General features: G+C 64.1%; 12 protein-coding genes and 1 tRNA gene. 7 read left to right on the plus strand and 6 right to left on the minus strand.

Annotated elements, in window-relative coordinates; translation table 11 throughout:
- Nucleotides 1-48 precede the first annotated feature (48 nt).
- The 3 genes from Q0S71_RS01500 to Q0S71_RS01510 all read right to left on the minus strand — a co-directional run bounded on the left by Q0S71_RS01500 (nucleotide 49) and on the right by Q0S71_RS01510 (nucleotide 2,825).
- A complete protein-coding gene (locus Q0S71_RS01500) occupies nucleotides 49-849 on the minus strand; it encodes an SDR family oxidoreductase (protein ID WP_295990323.1) in 801 nt (266 codons plus the stop codon).
- Nucleotides 850-1,069: 220 nt separating this feature from the next.
- Nucleotides 1,070-1,774 carry a glutathione binding-like protein gene (locus Q0S71_RS01505; protein WP_295990325.1) on the minus strand — a complete coding sequence of 235 codons (705 nt, stop codon included), beginning with the start codon at nucleotides 1,772-1,774 and terminating at the stop codon, nucleotides 1,070-1,072.
- A gap of 76 nt (nucleotides 1,775-1,850) precedes the next feature.
- The gene (locus tag Q0S71_RS01510) at nucleotides 1,851-2,825 is read right to left on the minus strand and encodes a DJ-1/PfpI family protein (protein WP_295990327.1); all 975 of its coding nucleotides are present in this window, start codon (nucleotides 2,823-2,825) and stop codon (nucleotides 1,851-1,853) included.
- Nucleotides 2,826-3,216: 391 nt separating this feature from the next.
- Here Q0S71_RS01510 and Q0S71_RS01515 point away from each other — a divergent pair, with 391 nt between their 5' ends.
- Complete coding sequence (locus tag Q0S71_RS01515; RefSeq protein WP_295990348.1) at nucleotides 3,217-3,843, plus strand: M24 family metallopeptidase; 627 nt, start codon at nucleotides 3,217-3,219, stop codon at nucleotides 3,841-3,843.
- 50 nt (nucleotides 3,844-3,893) lie between these two features.
- On the opposite strand, the gene Q0S71_RS01520 is transcribed toward Q0S71_RS01515, so the two are convergent.
- The 3 genes from Q0S71_RS01520 to Q0S71_RS01530 all read right to left on the minus strand — a co-directional run bounded on the left by Q0S71_RS01520 (nucleotide 3,894) and on the right by Q0S71_RS01530 (nucleotide 7,093).
- Nucleotides 3,894-4,541 (minus strand): FxDxF family PEP-CTERM protein, encoded by a 648-nt coding sequence (locus Q0S71_RS01520; RefSeq protein ID WP_295990330.1) that lies wholly within the window; start codon nucleotides 4,539-4,541, stop codon nucleotides 3,894-3,896.
- Between the two features lie 185 nt (nucleotides 4,542-4,726).
- Nucleotides 4,727-4,802: transfer RNA gene (locus tag Q0S71_RS01525), tRNA-Asn, on the minus strand.
- 89 nt (nucleotides 4,803-4,891) lie between these two features.
- Nucleotides 4,892-7,093 carry a TonB-dependent receptor gene (locus tag Q0S71_RS01530; protein ID WP_295990349.1) on the minus strand — a complete coding sequence of 734 codons (2,202 nt, stop codon included), beginning with the start codon at nucleotides 7,091-7,093 and terminating at the stop codon, nucleotides 4,892-4,894.
- Between the two features lie 464 nt (nucleotides 7,094-7,557).
- On the opposite strand from Q0S71_RS01530, the gene tssF reads away from it, so the two are divergent.
- From tssF to Q0S71_RS01560, 6 genes are all read left to right on the plus strand, one after another.
- Nucleotides 7,558-9,399: a type VI secretion system baseplate subunit TssF gene (gene tssF / locus Q0S71_RS01535; RefSeq protein ID WP_295990331.1), complete on the plus strand. Its 1,842-nt coding sequence runs from the start codon at nucleotides 7,558-7,560 to the stop codon at nucleotides 9,397-9,399.
- Complete coding sequence (tssG, locus tag Q0S71_RS01540) at nucleotides 9,363-10,415, plus strand: type VI secretion system baseplate subunit TssG (protein ID WP_295990332.1); 1,053 nt, start codon at nucleotides 9,363-9,365, stop codon at nucleotides 10,413-10,415. The genes tssF and tssG overlap by 37 nt, the downstream gene beginning before the upstream one ends.
- 108 nt (nucleotides 10,416-10,523) lie before the next feature.
- On the plus strand, nucleotides 10,524-12,701 hold the full coding sequence (locus Q0S71_RS01545; RefSeq protein ID WP_295990334.1) for a type VI secretion system Vgr family protein: 2,178 nt from the start codon (nucleotides 10,524-10,526) through the stop codon (nucleotides 12,699-12,701).
- 2 nt (nucleotides 12,702-12,703) lie between these two features.
- On the plus strand, nucleotides 12,704-14,149 hold the full coding sequence (locus Q0S71_RS01550; RefSeq protein WP_295990337.1) for a DUF2169 domain-containing protein: 1,446 nt from the start codon (nucleotides 12,704-12,706) through the stop codon (nucleotides 14,147-14,149).
- 6 nt (nucleotides 14,150-14,155) lie between these two features.
- A complete protein-coding gene (locus Q0S71_RS01555) occupies nucleotides 14,156-14,596 on the plus strand; it encodes a DUF4150 domain-containing protein (RefSeq protein WP_295990339.1) in 441 nt (146 codons plus the stop codon).
- Between the two features lie 76 nt (nucleotides 14,597-14,672).
- Nucleotides 14,673-17,345, plus strand: a complete 2,673-nt coding sequence (locus tag Q0S71_RS01560) for an RHS repeat-associated core domain-containing protein (RefSeq protein WP_295990341.1) — start codon at nucleotides 14,673-14,675, stop codon at nucleotides 17,343-17,345.
- Nucleotides 17,346-17,409: the final 64 nt, after the last annotated feature.

Genomic DNA, 17,409 nt, shown 5'->3' on the forward strand with positions numbered 1-17,409 from the left:
CCCAGTCAGGGCGCCATTTTTTATGACAGGGCCGCAGCCCTTCCCGCTTTACTTCACGTTGTAGCGGACCGCCGGCTTGACGCGCGACAGGTTCGGACCCATCGCCAGGCGCGCCGCTTCAAAATTGTTCCAGTCGGCCAGCTCGGGCAACGACGGCAACGTCACCACTTCGCCCTGGTCGAAACCGGCCAGCGCCGCGTCGACCAGATCATCGGCCGTCATGACGATTTCAGCCGGCAGGTGCTCGATCGGCGTTCCGGCCAAACCCCAGAACGGCGTCGCTATGGCGCCCGGCAACACGGCCTGCACCTGCACACCCTTGGCGCTCAGCTCCTTGTGCATCGACTGCGTCAGCGCCAGCACGAAGGCCTTGCTGCCGCCGTAGATGCCATTTAACACCTCGGGCGCCACCGCCACCATGGACGAAATATTGATGATGGCGCCGGCGCCCCTGGCCACCAGGCGCGGGGCCACGGCGTGGGTCAAGCGGGTCAGCGCGGTCACGTTGAGCGAAATCATCGCTTCCATGTCGTCGATGTTGGAATCGAGCAGCGGGGCCGTCGCGCCCAGGCCGGCGTTGTTGACCAGCATGGTGATGCTGTCGTCGCTTGCCAGGCGCTGTTCGACGGCGCGCAGGTCGGCCTTCACGTTGAGGTCGGCCTTGATGGTGCTGACCTTGCGGCCGGTGCTGGCGCTCAGGCTGGCGGCCAGCTTGTCGAGGCTGTCGATGCCGCGCGCAACCAGTATCAGGTCGTAGCCGCGGCGGGCCAGGCGGTCCGCGTAAATGGCGCCGATGCCGGTCGATGCGCCAGTGATGAGGGCCGTGCCTTTGGTCGTTGAGGTGCTCATTTTTGCTTCCTTCTTCATGGTTATCGGAGTTGATGCATGTAGTGTAGGCGTGAAGCAAATATCCCAAGAGACGTATTTACCTCGATTCGGGACATTGTAAATGAGCGGGGTCGAACTGCCTTCTCCCATTAGAACTAGTGGCGGGCAGAATGTGTAAGGTCGGTGGCAAGGTCGGCGGCGGCCGCCGCCTTGCCTTGGTGGAGGGTGACGGCCGGCGTGCTCAGCCGCGCTGCGGCGTGACGATGCCCTTCTGCACGGCCGGCCGCGCCATGAAGGCCTGATAGGCGCGCATCACGTTGGGATAGCGCTCCATGCCGACCAGCTCGCCCGCCGCATAAAAGTCGACCAGCGTGCGCAGCCACGGGAAGGTGGCGATGTCGGCGATAGTGTATTGCTCGCCCATGATCCAGCTGCGGCCGCTCAGGCGCTGCTCCAGCACCGCCAGCAGACGCTGGGCCTCGCCGACGTAGCGGTCCAGCGGGCGCTTGTCTTCATACTCCTTGCCGGCGAATTTATGGAAGAAGCCGAGCTGGCCGAACATCGGCCCGACGCCGGCCATCTGGAACATCAGCCACTGTATGGTTTCGTAGCGGCCGGTCGCGTCAGTCGGAATCAGCTGGCCAGTTTTTTCCGCCAGATACAGCAAGATGGCGCCGGACTCGAACAGCGCCAGCGGCTTGCCGTCGGGACCGTCGGGATCGAGGATGGCGGGGATCTTGTTATTGGGATTGAGCGACAGAAACGCCGGCGAGGTCTGGTCGCCGCGATCGAAGCTGACCAGGTGCGCCTCGTAGGGCAGGCCGATTTCCTCCAGCATGGTCGAGATTTTGATGCCGTTCGGCGTGGGCAGCGAATACAGCTGCAAGCGTTCGGGGAAACGGGCCGGCCATTTGGCGGTGATCGGGAAGGCGGACAAATCGTGCATGATGATCCTCGTGGGGGTGTAAGAGATGCTCGTGATTATCGCCGAATCGGGCCCGGCCTGCCGAAGCCGCCGCGCCCTATCCGGGCTCGCGCGGTATGCCGAAGTGCAGGCGGTATTGCTGGGCCGATACGCCGAGGCGGCGCTTGAACACGTCGCGCAGATGCTGGGCGTCACGCAGGCCGCACTGGTAGGCCACCGTCTTCAGCGGCAGCGCGCTGTTTTCCAGCATCACGCGGGCCGCGTCGACGCGCGCGCTCTCGACGAATTCGGCCGGCGTGGCACCGGCGTCGCGCACGAACACCCGCGAGAACGAGCGCGTGCTCATGCCGGCGATGCCGGCCAGCACGGCCACCGACAAGTCTTGCGCCAGATGGCTCAGCACGTGATCCTGCACCTGCGCCACGGCCGATGTCGCTTCCACATACGGTGTCAGGAAAGGGCTGAATTGCGACTGCCCGCCGGCGCGCTGGGTGAAGACGACGAGGCGCTTGGCCACGTTCAGCGCGACTTCGCCGCCGTGGTCTTGCGCCAGCAGGAACAGCGACAGGTCGATGCCGGCCGTCACCCCGGCCGACGTGTAGAGCGCGCCGTCCTGGATGAACAGCCGGTCCGACTCGACCCGCGCCGTCGGGCACAGCGCGCCGAGGGCGGCGGCGTCGTTCCAGTGCGTGGTCACGTGCTTGTGGTCCAGCAGCCCGGCCCGCGCCAGCAGCAAGGCGCCGTTGCAGATCGAGCCATAGCGGCGCGCGCGCTGCGTGGCCGCGCGCAGCCAGACGTTGAGCTCCTCGCCGAAATCCTGGCGCAGCAGCGACGGCCCGCCGGCCACCAGCAGCAGGTCGAGCGCGCCGCTGCTGTCGCTGAAATGGCGCTGGGCCTGGATCTGCAAGCCGTTCGAGCACGCCATCAAGCCCCGTTCGACACCCAGCACCTCGATACGATAATGGTCTTGCGGCGCCAAAAAACGGTTGGCTTCGGCGAACACATCGAGCGGCCCGCTCACGTCCAGCGATTGCACGCCGGGGAAAGCGAGGAGCGTGACGGTGTTGGTCATGGCGGCGTGGAAAGGTGGCGTGGAAGATAGGGCAAAAAACCGGTGGGGCCGGCAGGCAGCCGGAGGTCCACCGGCAGTGTAACCGATTCCATGCGGTAGCCCTCCCCCGCCGACGCCGCCGGGGCGTTGGCGGCAAACGCCCCTATTCTGGCCGGAAACCACGCCTGAGCGCGCTATCGCCATGCCGGCGCTGTCCCGATAATGACTGCACTCCCCGGCAACCCGGCCGGCTCATCTGAAGGACAGTGAAATGAACACAGCGTTGAATGCGGCCAGCAGCGATATGACAGACGATACGACAGACTATACGGCCGACGATACGACGGCCACGGCGGCGGCGCAGCGGGTCCATCCGGCCGAACGCGTCGGCCCGGCCTTTTCCGTCGACGGCATGTTGCTGGCGCGTCAAAAAACCCGGCGGGCGATACGCGACATCGCCGCCCGCGTCATGCCCGGCATGGTCGAGGAAGACGCGGTCGACATGGCCAAGCAAGTGCTGCTCGATGCCGGCCTGGCGCTGAGCTGGCACCCGACGCGCGTGCGCTTCGGCACTAATACCATCAAGCCGATGAAGCAGGCTTCGGTGGCCGGCGTGATACTGCAAGAAAACGACCTGTTCTTCATCGACATCGCGCCCCGCGTCGAAGCGTGGGAAGGCGACGGCGGCGCCTCCTTCGTGGTTGGCCGCCACGCCGACTATGAGCGCTGCGCACGCGACGCGGAACAGCTGTTCCACGAGCTGCGCGCCATCTGGCAACGCGAACGCCTCAGCGGCAGGGCCTTGTACGCCCGCGCCGACCGCATCGCGCGCACCATGGGCTGGGAATTGAATTTCGATTTGCCGGGACACCGGGTGTCGGACTTCCCGCACGCCACCATCCACACCGGTCCGCTGGCCGATTACGACCTGAGCCCGTCGGCCATGCGCTGGATACTGGAAATCCACCTGCGCGATCCGCAGCGCCGCTACGGCGCCTTTTTTGAAGACATGCTGCTCGACGACGCCGACTACCGTTAAAAACAACAAAGCCCGCACGGGGCGGGCTTGATTCAGAGCGCGAGCGGTGCTCAGGCAGCTTTGTTGCGCTTGCGGCGCGCGATGAAACCGATCAGGCCCAGGCCGCCCAGCAGCATGCCATAGGTTTCCGGTTCCGGCACGGCGGCCGTGAGGGTCACGTTGTCGAGGATGGCGCCCGAATACGAATCGCCCTTGTCAACGCTGAAGAATTTCAGTTTGGCGTCGCCGGCCGACAGCACAGAGCTGCTGGTGAAGAGCTGGCTTTCAAACGTGACGCTGCCGTCCGTCGGCGCCTTGAAGGTGAAGGTCTCGCCCAGGAACTCCACTTTCACCGCGCCCTTGGCGGCGCCAGGATTGAGGGCCAGGTCGAACGTGAGCAGATAGCTGGTATCGACTTGCAGGTTTTTGATTTTTTGCGACAGTTCGCCAGGACCAGGAGTGCCGATCATGTCGATGCTGAAGCCGTCGATCGCGTGGTACATGCTGCCGTTGACGACGTCGACGGAATCCTTGCCGACGGTCCAGTTTTTGATCGCGTCCGAACCGGCATCGACGACGACATAGCCATCGGTCGGCACGCTCAGGTCATTGACCAGCGAGAAAGTGCCATTTTTGACCATGTTGGGCGATGCCGCATGGGCGGCGCCGGCGGCGAAAATGGCAGCGATAGCGGCAATGCGGGCGATACGTGGGCTCATGGCAATTCCTCGTTTTATTGATGGGTTAAGTGATGTGGCAATTTTAATCATCAACTTGGGGAAAATCAATTCATTTTCATTTTTATATTGAAAATAAATTTATAGCAACTTTTATCCACCCCCTGAGCACTGCTTTGAGGGCAAAGAAAAAGGGCCGCATCTCACGATGCGGCCCTTCTAAATTCTGGCTCCCCGACCTGGACTCGAACCAGGGACCTGCGGATTAACAGTCCGTCGCTCTACCAACTGAGCTATCAGGGAAAAGAGGCCGCATTATATACGGCCGCCACGGCACTGTCTAGGCTGCGGCCAAAAAATCCGCCGCGGCCGCCGACAATGTCGCTCCGGGCTTAGAAGCCGCCCTTGAACTGCACGCCCACCTGGCGCGGATCGTTGACGAAACCGGTCAGGTTGTCGAAGTCGATGCCGCCGACGATGCGCTTGGTGTTGGTGATGTTGCGGCTGAAGACAGCCGCTTCATACTTGCCGCCGGCCCAGTTGTAGCCTGCGCGCAAGCCGCCTTCGAGCAACGATTTACCGGTGAACTCGGTCGACTCGTACAGGAAGAAGTTGATCTTGCTGCGGTAAGCCCAGTCGGTCAGCACGAAGAAGTTGCCGTTTTCGGTAGGGATGTTGTAACGCGCGGTGGCGTTGACGATCCACTTAGGCGCTTGCGGCAACGGGTTGCCGTTAATCAAAGGATTGCCCGCGGCGTTGACCGGATTGGTGATCGTGCACTGGCCGCACTTGGCGACGGACAGGGTAGGATCATCGATCTTGGTGAAGTTGTAGCTGCCGCCGGCGGTGACTTTGAAGTCCGGCGTGACGAAGGCTTCGAAGTCGACTTCGGCGCCGTGACCCTGGGTCTTGGCGGCGTTAATCAGCTTGGTCACGTTCGAGGTGCCGCCGACCACGGTCAGCTGCTGGTTCTTGATCGTGTAGTCATACACGCTGAAGGCAACACGGCCGCGGCGGTTCCACAAGTCGGCCTTGATGCCCGCTTCGTAGGACGTGATGGTTTCGGCGGCGGCCACGGTGATCGGCACCGAGCTGTTGGCGGCGGCGATACTCGGCGCGCGGAAACCGGTGGCGATGCGGCTGTACAGGCTGGTGTCCTTGTCGAGCTTGTAGGCTGCGCTGAGGTCCCAGTTGGTCTTGCTCTTGCTCTCTTCGACCGCCTGCGGGCCGACCTGCACCACGTTGACCGCCTGCACCGTGTTGAACTGCTTCTTGTCGTCCGTGTAACGCAGGCCGCCGCGCAACATCAGCGCGTCGGTGGCGGCGTAGCTCAGCGAGCCGAACACGGCTTCAGCCGTATTCTTTTGATGGCTGGCCAGGTGCGAGGTCTGCAACTCGGTGGTGCTGTCGTAGTTGTTGCTGAAGCCGTTGGCGTTTTCGCTGAAGTAGTACACGCCAGCCTGCCAGTTCAGCGGCGTGTCGTATTTCGACTCGGCGCGGAATTCCTGGGTGTACTGGGTCAGGCCGCTCAAGCCGCCGCCGGTCTGGACCTGGAACGGTACCGGATTGGCGCCGGTGGCGGTGGTGCCGCCGTCGATGTCGCCGCGGCTGTAGTAGCCGTCCACGCCTTCGTAACCGGTGATCGAGAACAGCTTGACCGAACCCAGATCCCAGCTCAGACGGGCGTTGGCGCCGTTGGTGCTCAGGTTCTGCATGTTCAGGCCGTTGGTGGCGATCGAGTCGAAGTCGTAGCCGGACGCGAAGTCGTTCGTGCCCTTCTTGATGAGATTGCCGCGGAACAGGCGCGCGCTGCCGGTGGTCTCGCGCGAGTGCACATTGAACAAGGCGTTGAACGTGGTGTTCGGCTGGTACAGGAACTGGACGCGCTCGGCTTCCTCGTTATAGCCCTCGTAGGCATCCTTCTGGCCGGTGGCGATGTTGCTGACGAAGTTGTCGCGGTGCTGGCGCAGCATGGACACGCGCATCGCCCACTCGTCCGACAGCGGCACGTTGACGGCGCCGTCGAAGTTGTCGGTGCCGTGGGTGGCGGTCGAGACGTTGTAATAGCCTTCGGTCTTGCCCAGCTTCGGCTTTTCCGATTCGAACTTGACGACGCCGGCCGGGGTGTTGCGGCCGAACAGCGTGCCCTGTGGGCCGCGCAGCACTTCCACGTCGGCCAGATCGAAGATCGGGAAACCTTTCAGTATCGGGTTTTCCTGCACGATATCGTCATAGATCAGCGACACGGGCTGCGAAGCGAAGGTGCTGAAGTCGGTATTGCCGTAGCCGCGGATGTAGAAGCGCGGGAAGGTACGGCCGTTCGACGATTCGATGTTCAAGCTCGGCACGCGCCCGGCCAGTTCGCGGATGTCGCCGCCGCCGGAGGTGATGACGTCGAGCACTTCGTCTTTCAGCATGCTGACGGCCACCGGCACGTCGCGGATGTTTTCCGTGCGGCGCTGGGCCGTCACGGTCACCGTTTCCAGCTGGGGCGTGGCGGGAGCGGCTGGCGCTTGCTGTGCCATCGCGGAACCCATAGGCAGCATTGCGCTCAACGCCAACAGGCGCTTGTGCATCTTGGACAATTTCATTATGTATTTCCCGATTTAAGTAAAAAACTTGCAAAGAGTTATCAACAGTTGTCTCCTGTTTTCTCTTTTGTCCGCTCTTATAGTTACGCGCGCAATCTGTGGAGCACGGCGAAACCGGCGGGCTGGCCCTTCCAACCGAAAGAGCTTGCCTGCCGTCTTGTCATACCGTCAATAGGATCTTTGAGGGCACGCGGCGGCACGTTCGGGGCGCATCGTGGGGATGTCTATAGTGAACGTGCCAGTTTTGCAGAAAGGCGGTATTCTCTTTCATTGATAATAGGTATAGCAAGTCAAATATATCTAGTTCGCTTGAAATACAACAAAGTATGGCGAAATGTAAAAAACATGAATTTTATTCAATCGGCCGACCGCCCTCCCCGCCGCCCGGACATGTAACTTGCCCGTAATCAAACACGACCACTTGCTTCGGTGACAGCATGCTGTGTTTAGACCAGCGGAGCGGCGCGGTGGAAAAGCTACTGATGCATTACCAGATCGAACTGGCCCTGCTGCGCCACTACGGCCACGGTTTCAATCAACGTTTCCCCGGCCTGGCCGACCAGCTGTTGATGGGTGAAAACGAGTGCAAGGACCCGCAAGTGGAGCGACTGATCCAGTCGACGGCACTGATGGCGGCGCGGATCTCGAAGCGGCTCGACGACGACTACCCCCTGTTCACCGAGTCGCTGCTGGAAATGCTGTACCCGCATTACCTGCGTCCGCTGCCATCGTGCTCGATCATCGTGCTGGACTTGCCGAAGTCGGCCACGCCATTGCCGGCCCAGCCGCAAACGATACGCCGCGGCGCCCTCCTGAAATCGACGGCGGTGCGCGGCGTGAGCTGCCTGTTCCGCACCACCAGCGACATCGTGATCGCACCGGTGAGCGTGGCCGGCGTGCGTTTCGATAGCCACATCACGGCGCCGGCCGGCATCCGCCTGCCCATGGACGCCACCTCCCGCCTGAGCATCGCCATCGACGGCGTCGGCACCGCCGCCATCGACGCAATGGGCCTGACGTCGCGGCGCCTGTTCATCAACGGCGATCCCATGCTGTGCGCGGCCGTGCGCGATGCCCTGTTCACGCGCGCCGGCGCCGCCTACGTCAGCTTCGCCGGCGACGATGCCTGGCGGCCACTGCGCCACGTGCCCGTCGCCGCCGTCGGCTTCGCGGAAGACCAGGCGCTGATTCCCTTTCCCGCCCGCTCGCAGCCGGCTTATCGCCTGCTGACCGAATACTTCGCCTTCCCCGACAAATTCAATTTCATCGACCTCGACTGGACGGAAATCAGCCGGTCCATGCCGCCCGGCTGCCGCAGCTGCACGCTGCATCTGGCGCTGGAGAATATGCATGGCGCCTCGGCGATGGCGCGGGCGCTGGGCAAGATATCGGCCCAGAATCTGCTGCTGCACTGCGCGCCCGTCGTCAACCTGTTCGCGCGCCCGTCGGCGCCGGTCAGCATCCGGCACACGGCGCCGGACTATGCCCTGCTGGCCGACGCGGCTTGCCCTGCCGCTTACGAAATCTACGGCATCGAGTCGGCCACGCTCATCACCGACGTCGCGCGCCAGGACGGCGTCGAAGCCGTGCTGCCGTTTTACAGCATGCGCCACGGCGATCCCGCTGCGGCGGGCCGCTACTGGGTGATGCGGCGCGACGACGTGGTCGCCGAACTGAGCCCCGGCCACGAAATGCGGATCGCGCTGGTCGACACCGAGCTCACGCCCGTCGACCTGTCCACGCAAACGCTGTCGGTGGAGCTGCTGTGCAGCAACCGCGACCTGCCGACGGCGCTCAGCTACGGCCAGCCCGAGGGCGACTTGACGATGGACGGGCTAAGCCATCACGCGCCCGTACGCCTGCTGCGCAAGCCCAGCCCTCCCTACCGTTTCGCGTCGGGCAACGGCGCCCACTGGCGGCTGATCGCGCATCTGAGCTTGAACCACCGCGACTTGAGCAGCTTCGGCCTGGACGAATTGCGCAAGACGCTGACGCTGTACGATCTGCCGCGCTCGGCCATCAGCCAACGCCAGATCCGGGGCATGGTCAGCCTCGACTATAAAGTGCTGATGGCGTGGATACCCGGCAAGCCCAGCGCCGCCTTAATGCCCGGCATTGAAATCCGCCTGGCGCTCGACGAGGATGCCTTTATCGGCAGCAGCATCGTCCTGTTCAGCCAAATACTCGACCATTTTTTCGGCTTGCACGCCCAGATCAATGTCTTCACGCAATTGCTGGCCGTATCGAGCCGCACCGGAGAGGAGCTCATGCGATGCCCACGACGCAGCGGGGAAACGCTCCTGGAATAATCGGGCAGCTGCTGGACGCACCGTACCGCTTCGACTTCGTGCAGGCGGTGCGGCTGCTCGAACGGTGGATGGTGCGGCACGGCGTGCCGCGCTCGTCCGCGCTGACCGACTATTTACAGTTTCAGAACAGCACGTCGCTGAACTTTCCCGCCAGCGAGATCGAGGCGCTCTCGCCCGACGTCGATGCCGGCGCGGCGGTGCGGACGCAGGCGCAGCTGTCGGCGGCGCTGGCGGCCGGGCAGTTGCAGCGCATCCGTATCACGCCGGCCTTCATCGGCTTTCTGGGTAACCAGGGCGCCATGCCCAACCACTACAGCGAGCGCATCGCCGCGCGCGAACGCGACCACGGCGACCAGGGGCCGCGCGCCTTCATCGACCTGTTCTCCAATCGCATGGTGGCCCTGTTTTACCTCGCCTGGCGCAAGCACAGGCTGGAATTGACGCGCGACGACGGCAACGATGGCCTGCTGCCCCTGCTGCTGGCACTGTCCGGTGGCGGCGGCGGCGGCACCATGCCGGACGCCGTCGCCGCCTATTACGCCGCCGCGTTTCGCCAGCGGCCGGTGACGGCGGCGGCCATGCAACGCGTACTCAGCGAGTACTTCGCCATTCCGGTCACGGTGATACCGAACCTGGGACGCTGGCATCTGCTGGCGCCGGACCAGAGCACCCGGCTGGGCAAACAAAACAACCGGCTCGGCGCCGGCTTCACGCTCGGTCCCCGTCTGTGGCGCCGCGACCTGAAAGTGGGCATACGCCTCGGGCCGCTGAACCGCGCGCAGCACGACCATTTCCTCAAGGACGCGGCCGGCGCGGCGGCGTTGAAAAGCATGTTGTCGATGTTTGAAACGCCGACCTTGCAGTACGAGGTGCAACTGGTGCTGCGCGGCGCCGAGATGCGCGCCCCCACGCTGGACGCGGCCGCCGGCCTGCGGCTGGGCATGAATTGCGTGCTCTCGACCCGGCCGGCCACTGCGGACTGGGGCGAAACGCGCTACCTGATCCAGATCGCATGATCCAGCAATAACGCCGGTGCCGCGCCATGCTTTTGCGCTGGCGCAAAACGGCGCTCCACGCGTCATCTACAGTTTCCGCTGGCATTCATCCGACAACGGACCATCATCGTGACTCTGCTCCAGGGCGCCGGCGCCCTCCTCTCCGTCTACGACAAGGAAGCGCAAGGCCGGCGCCTACTGCGCATGGAATACCCGCGCGGCGACGGGCCCGACAGCATCATGCTGGTCAACGCCATCGTGGCCGACGAAGCCATGTCGCGCGATTTCGAGATCGACGTCGAGGTGCTGTCGGACGACGCGGGCATCGCGCTCGATGACGTCACCGGCAAGATGGTCACGGTCACGCTGGTGCGCGACGACGGCACGCTGCGCTATTTCAACGGCTACGTGTTCGCCTTCCACCTCGTCAAGACCGACGGCGGCTTCGCCTATTACCACATGGAACTGCGGCCGTGGCTGGCCTTCCTGCGGCTGCGCCGCGATTGCCGCGCGTTCCACCTCCTGAGCCTGACCGAGCTGTGCGATGCGATCTTCGTCAACTACCTGGGACGCGACTACCAGTACCGGCTGCTGCACGAAGCGCCCCGGCTGACGCTGGCGATCCAGTACAACGAGAGCGACCACAACCACCTGCACCGGCGCCTGGAAGCGGCCGGGATGGTGTACTGGTACGAACACCGCATCGACGGCCACACGCTGTTCATCAGCGACGACAGCAGCCGCCGCACCGCCATCGACGGCGCCGGCGACATGCCCTACCAGAGCGCGGCGGGCGCGCGGGAAGACGACGGCATCGACCGCTGGGAAGCGATGCGGCGCATCGGCTCGGGCAAGGTGACCCTGAACAGCTACAACTTCAAATATGCCCGCGCCGGACTGGTCGAGCGACCCACGCTCAACCATCAGGGCAAGGTGGCGCCGTACGAGGTCTACGAGGACACCGGCACCTATGGTTTCAGCAACGACGACGACGGCGCAGCCATGGCGGCGCGCCGCATGGAAGCCATCGATGCGGCCGGCCAGGACTACGCCGCCAGCGGCAACCACCGCGCGGTGCAGCCGGGCCGCACCTTCACCATGAGCGGCCACTTCAGCGGCGGCTACCGCATGGACGCCGACGGCGCGCCGCAGCCCGACCGCGCCGGGCGCGACTACCTGATCCTGTCGGCGCGCCACACCGCCAGCAACAACTACCAGAACGGACGCGGCGCCGAATCGAGCTACCGCAACAGTTTCACCTGCCTGCGCAACACCATCCGCTGGCGGCCGAAAATCGGCTTCCACAGCACCGACGTCCGCATCTACGGCGTACAAACGGCGCTCGTCGTCGGTCCCCGCAACGAGGAAATCTACACCGACCAGTTCGGCCGCGTGTGTCTGCAGTTCTGGTGGGACCGGGTCGGCGAGTTCAACGAAAAGAGTTCGCCCTGGGTCCGCGTCGCGACGAACTGGGCCGGAAGCGGCTACGGCCAGATCTGCCTGCCGCGCATCGGCCAGGAAGTGACGGTGCAATTTCTCAACGGTTGCTGCGACCGGCCGGTCGTGACGGGCAGCCTGTTCAATTCCGCCAACATGCCGCCGTGGGACTTGCCGGACCATCGCAGCCAGAGCGGCGTCGTGACGCGCTCGACCCGCAACGGCACGCCGGACAACGCCAACGTGTTGCGCTTCGAAGATCTCAAGGGCAAGGAAGAGGTGTGGCTGCACGCGGAAAAAGACCAGCGTATCGAGGTCGAGCACGACGAATCGCACACGGTCGGCAACGACCGCGGCAAGACCGTCGGGCACGACGAAACGATCCAGGTCGCGCACGACCGCACCGAGACGGTGGGCAACGACGAAAAAATCACCATCCACAACAATCGAACGGAGCAAGTGGGCCACGACGAACAGATCGATATCGGCCATGAGCGCAGCGAGCACGTCGGGGCAAACGAGCAGGTGGTGATCGACGGTAACCGCAGCGAGCTGGTCTTGCTGGCCAAAGAGGAATCTATATTGATGGGCAAGTCGCTCTTCGTCGGGGCCGCCTATCAAACCACGGTCATCGGTGCGATGAATACCAGCGTCGGCATGGCCCAGGTGGAAGAAATCGGCATGGCCAAGACGGTCATCGTCGGCCAGGAAAGCTCGCTGACGGCGGAAGTGGAACACAAGATCACCGTGGGCGCTTCCGTGATCACCATCACGCCGACGCGCATCACGCTGCTGGCCGACGAAATCCTGATCCAGGGCAGGCAAAAAGTCGAAGTGCACGGCGATGACATCGACCACAATCCGGGATGACCATGGCCGACACCGACCCAAAACCGGCCCGGCCGCCGCATCCGGCGGCGCCCTCCTCCCGCCCTGCCGTGCCCGGCATCCTGTTTGACAATCGAAGTCCTTACGACGCGCTTCAATTCGACACCATTGATCAGCACAGCGCGGCCTTCCATGTTTTCGTCGCAAAAATCGGCTATGACATGGGGGCCAGCGATGCCGGCGGGGTGGCGACGCTGGCCGCGACGGCAGCGCCGATCAAGCTGAACGTGGTCGATAAGCACCTTGATGACAATCCGGCGGCCAGCGTGCTGGAGGAAAGCGATCTGGCCCCGTTCAAGCCGCGCTGCGACGTCATCGTCAACGCGGTCGCCTATGCGCCGAAGATGGCCGCGATCAGGGAGTTTCCGGTGCGTCTGATGGTCGACCGGTCCATTGCGACGCCCACATCTGAGCCAGGAAGTCGCGCAGTGCTGATTCATAAGACATTAATGGTGTGCGGCGAGCGCGGCTTCAAGCGCAAAGCCGCTCTCACCCGGATGTTGCAGTGGCCGCTCAATCTCCTCACGCTCGGCATGGTCCGTCCCGCCGCATGGCGGCTGACCAAGCCCAAGCCCTTGAAGCAATTGCCTCTGCGTTATGAATATGCCGGCGGCGGTCAATGTCAAATCCTCCACACCGATGCGGCGGCGAAACGTGTGCCCGACCGTGAGCGCTTGCCCGGCAGCGGCATTGCGGCGGACCCGACCGCACACCCCATCGCGCACGAAGCCTGCCAAAGCAATCCGCTGGGCCGTGGTTTTGCACGCAACTGGTACTTGAAGGCGGCACGCAGCGTGCGCGTGGCGGCGCCACAGATCACCTACGTCGCACAGCCATCGTCGGCGCGCCAGTTCCGAGCCTGCGCGCAAGGCGGCGCTGAGCCGGCACCGGCCGGCATGGGGGCGGTCGGCCGGGCTTGGCTGCCGCGTCGCGCGCTGATCGGTCACATCGAAGAAAAGTCGGACTGGATTCCCGACGACGTGCCGCAATTGCCTGCCAATTTTGATTATGGGTATTGGAATTGCGCGCCGGTCGACCAGCAATGTCCGTACTTGCAAGGTGAGGAGCGCTTCATCTTAATCAATCTGTGCCGGTCTGACCATCCGGCCTGTCGCATCGATCGGCGCGGCAACACCGTGCTGCAATTTTCGCTGCTGCGCCAGGCCATGGTCATCCTGGCGGGAAACGAGCAGCAGCAACTGATAGTGCTGCCGCTGGTGATCGATACCGTCACCATCAGCCCCGAAACGCGCCGCGTCGACATTGTATGGCGGGGTTATCTGGACGCGGACGCCGTGCTGACGTCGTCACGCCTGATGCACATTACTGAACCGGCGCAGCTGGAACGCCTCGCTCTGCTGGTTCAACTTCAGGAGGCGAGACATTCGGCCAGGCAAACCGATACGCCGCCCGCACCGGTCCAGAAATGAGCTGCCATGGCCGATGAAACCGCCACCAAGTCGCCGCGCTTTTATTGCGTCAGCCTGACTCCCGACATCTGCAAGACACCGATCGGCCCGGCCACGCCGCCCATCCCCTACTCGGTCATGGGCGAGTTTGCCGATGCGACGGACGTGTCGCCCAACGTCAAGTCGCGCAGCGAGCCGGTTATCCTGCACCAGCGCAGCACCATTCCCACCGTCAAAGGCGATGAAGCGGGCACCGCCGGCGGCGTCAAGAGCGGCACCTACGGCAAATGCGTCGAAACGAAAACGGCGAGCGCGACCTTGCGCGCCAACGGCAACGCCACGGTGCAGGTGGGTTGCGAAGTGTGGATGAACAACCGCAACACCATCGGGAAAATTTACGAGAGGGGCGGCGTGCCGCAGCGTCCCCGCTTGCAACAAATCGGTCCCGCCCCCCGGCCCGCAAGCTGATGAGGCCATTCCAGCCTCATCTGCCCGCACCGGCAATGCGGCTACCGCCCTGCCGGACATTGCCGCCACCTTTATTTTGACCGGGGAACTAGCCGGCCAGATAGAAGAACTTGCACAAACGGCACTGTTCACGTCATTGCAACGTGAGCTTGAGGACCGGCCCCAACCCGGAAAAAAATCGGACCGTCCCGCACCATCACCGCCGCCCGACAAACCGCGCGGCGGCAAGACCAAGCCATTCAGCACCGAGGCGAAATCGGACAAGCCGAGCGACAGCTGCCCAAGGAGTTCGGCGCCCGGCGGCAATCCCGTCTCGGGCAGCAAACCGATTCACTTCGGCACCGGCGAGGAGGTGCTGCACCAGACCGATTTCGTGCTCGACGGCCCGCATCCCATCGCCTGGACGCGGTGTTACCGGTCCGGCTCGGAACACGCGGACTGGAGCGTGCTTGGCGCGCGCTGGTCGTCGCCGTTCACGGCCAGCCTGCTGCTGACGGATGGCGGCATCATCTACATCGACGACAGCGGGCGCGCCATCCGCCTGCCGCCGCTGGCTGCGGCCGGACCATCGCTCGCCAACCGCAAGGAAGGCTTCGCGCTCGCCCGAATACAGGCCGATGAATTCATCCTGACGTGGCGCGATGGCAGCACCGACCTCTTCACGCTGGATGCGAGCGGCGCCGACAGCTGGCTGCCACACGGCCACGACGGCGTCAACGCCATGCTCGTCCCCGGCAGCGTCCAGCGCGCCCAGCGCTACACCTTGCGCCGCGCCGCCGGCCGCGACGGGCGCGGCATCACCATCGAACGCCACGACGCGGCGGCGCCCGGCGCCTTGCTGCTGCGGGTGCGCCACGACGACGGCCGCACCCTGGAAGCGATGCGCATCGACCAGCCCGCCGGCACGCAACAGAGCGGCGCGCGCATCGGCCGCGTCGACGAAGTGCGGGACGACGGCACGCGGATCTGCCGCGTGCGCTACGACTACGCGGCCGAAACGGTCCCGCCCCCGGCCGGGGCAGTCGCGCCACCGGAATCCGGTTCAGCCGCGCCGGACGACTTCGCCCAACTGCCGCCACGCTTCAACCTGATCCGCCAGACCAACATCGCCGGCGCCGCCCGCCGCTACGCCTATCGCCACCATCTGCTGCTGTCCTGCTCCACTTACGGCGGGTTCACGGCGACGCTGACCTGGATCAGCCTGGCCGCGCTGCGGGAACGCTGGCGCGGCAGCCCGCTCGGCGACGACGAATTGCGTGAGCGTTACCCGATCACGCCGGCCAACAGCTACCAGGCCCGCGCCACCGGCAGCGTCGGCGAAGACGGCTCCGACGCCCTGCACATCGACTATATCGACAACGACACCAGCCGCGTCACCGACGCCCTCGGCGGTGTGCTGGAATACACCTTCGACGGCAACTGGCTGGCCGTCGACGTGCGCCGCGTCGCCCCTGGCGCCCGCGCGACCTCGCTGGGCCGGCGCCGCTGGGACCGCGACGGCATGTTGCTCGACGAAATAGACGGCGCCGGCCGCGCCACCCGCTACACCCACGACGCGGCCGGCAACGTGACCAGCAGCACGGACGCGCTGGGCCGCCGCGCCACCATCGCCTACGACGCGCACCAACAGGCGAGCGTCCTCACCGACGCGGCCGGCGCCACCACGCGCCTGAGCTACGACGCGGCCGGGCGCCTCGCCGCCCATACCGACGCGCTGGGCCACACCACCCGCCACCGCTACGACGCGCTCGGCAGGCTCATCGAAACGCAGGACGCCAAAGGCGGCGTCACGCGGCTGGAATACAACCCGTCCGGGCAGTTGATCGCCTACACCGATTGCTCCGGGCAGCGCAGCCGCTACCGCTACGACCAGGACGACCGCGTCAGCGCCGCCATCGACTTCCACCACCACGAAACGCGCTACGACTACGACGTGCAAGGGCGGCTGCTATACGAACCCGATACGTTTGTACCGTTGGCAAGAATCGAGTCGGCGGGCGGCCACCACGCAATGACGGGCCACGACGAAACCGATGCCGGCTCTAACGCCGCCCGCCCCAACATCGCCGTCTATCTCGCGAATGTGCAGCAATGGGATTTACCGAGTAAGCGCGGACAAGTTCGGGAGCAGGACGCCAAAGCGGCTACCGATGACGCAGCTGCGTGGCGTCGCCGTAAAGACGAGGCGGACGAAGAAGCCAAGACCGACCGGATCGCCCACTTCAATTGCGACCACCTCGGCACCCCGCGCGAGCTGTTCAACAGCCAGGGTGAGATCGTCTGGTCAGGCCGCTTCAAGGCGTGGGGAGCACGGAACACCGCCAGCGCCTATGGTCGGCATTACGGCGCCGCAGTCCCCGAATTCGAACAACCGCTCCGTTTCCAGGGACAATTTGAAGACCGCGAAACGGGCCTGCATTACAACCGGTACCGCTACTATGACTCGGACACTGCTCGATACGTGCAATCCGATCCCATTGGCCTAGCTGGCGGGATTAATACCTACATCTACGGCGACGCCAATCCCGTTAGCAAGATTGATCCGCTCGGGTTGGCAACTTTCATGTGTACTCGAAATTTAAATAACGTTCCATTTAGGTTTGGACCGCTTTTCCATCAATACATCTGCGTTCCCGATGGCAAAGGCGGGCAGACTTGTGGCGGCCTTGGTCCCTCAGGACGTATGTTTGATAGTCCTGGCGTTATGGGTACCTCTAGAAACCTATCCTGCCGTTCGCAGGTTCGGTAAAATTCTGGCATCAGCCCGCGACCAATGAATACCACAATGATGAAGCCCCGGATCAGCCTGTTTG

Origin of the sequence: Rugamonas sp., assembly GCF_025354735.1 — a bacterium.
Lineage (GTDB): Bacteria > Pseudomonadota > Gammaproteobacteria > Burkholderiales > Burkholderiaceae_D > Rugamonas.

Coding starts and splice junctions, on each gene's coding strand:
- Q0S71_RS01550 (WP_295990337.1), top strand. CDS start 12,704: ATGGCCGACACCGACCCAAAACCGGCCCGGCCGCCGCATCCGGCGGCG.
- Q0S71_RS01505 (WP_295990325.1), bottom strand. CDS start 1,774: ATGCACGATTTGTCCGCCTTCCCGATCACCGCCAAATGGCCGGCCCGT.
- Q0S71_RS01510 (WP_295990327.1), bottom strand. CDS start 2,825: ATGACCAACACCGTCACGCTCCTCGCTTTCCCCGGCGTGCAATCGCTG.
- Q0S71_RS01520 (WP_295990330.1), bottom strand. CDS start 4,541: ATGAGCCCACGTATCGCCCGCATTGCCGCTATCGCTGCCATTTTCGCC.
- Q0S71_RS01515 (WP_295990348.1), top strand. CDS start 3,217: ATGTTGCTGGCGCGTCAAAAAACCCGGCGGGCGATACGCGACATCGCC.
- tssG (WP_295990332.1), top strand. CDS start 9,363: ATGCCCACGACGCAGCGGGGAAACGCTCCTGGAATAATCGGGCAGCTG.
- Q0S71_RS01555 (WP_295990339.1), top strand. CDS start 14,156: ATGGCCGATGAAACCGCCACCAAGTCGCCGCGCTTTTATTGCGTCAGC.
- Q0S71_RS01500 (WP_295990323.1), bottom strand. CDS start 849: ATGAGCACCTCAACGACCAAAGGCACGGCCCTCATCACTGGCGCATCG.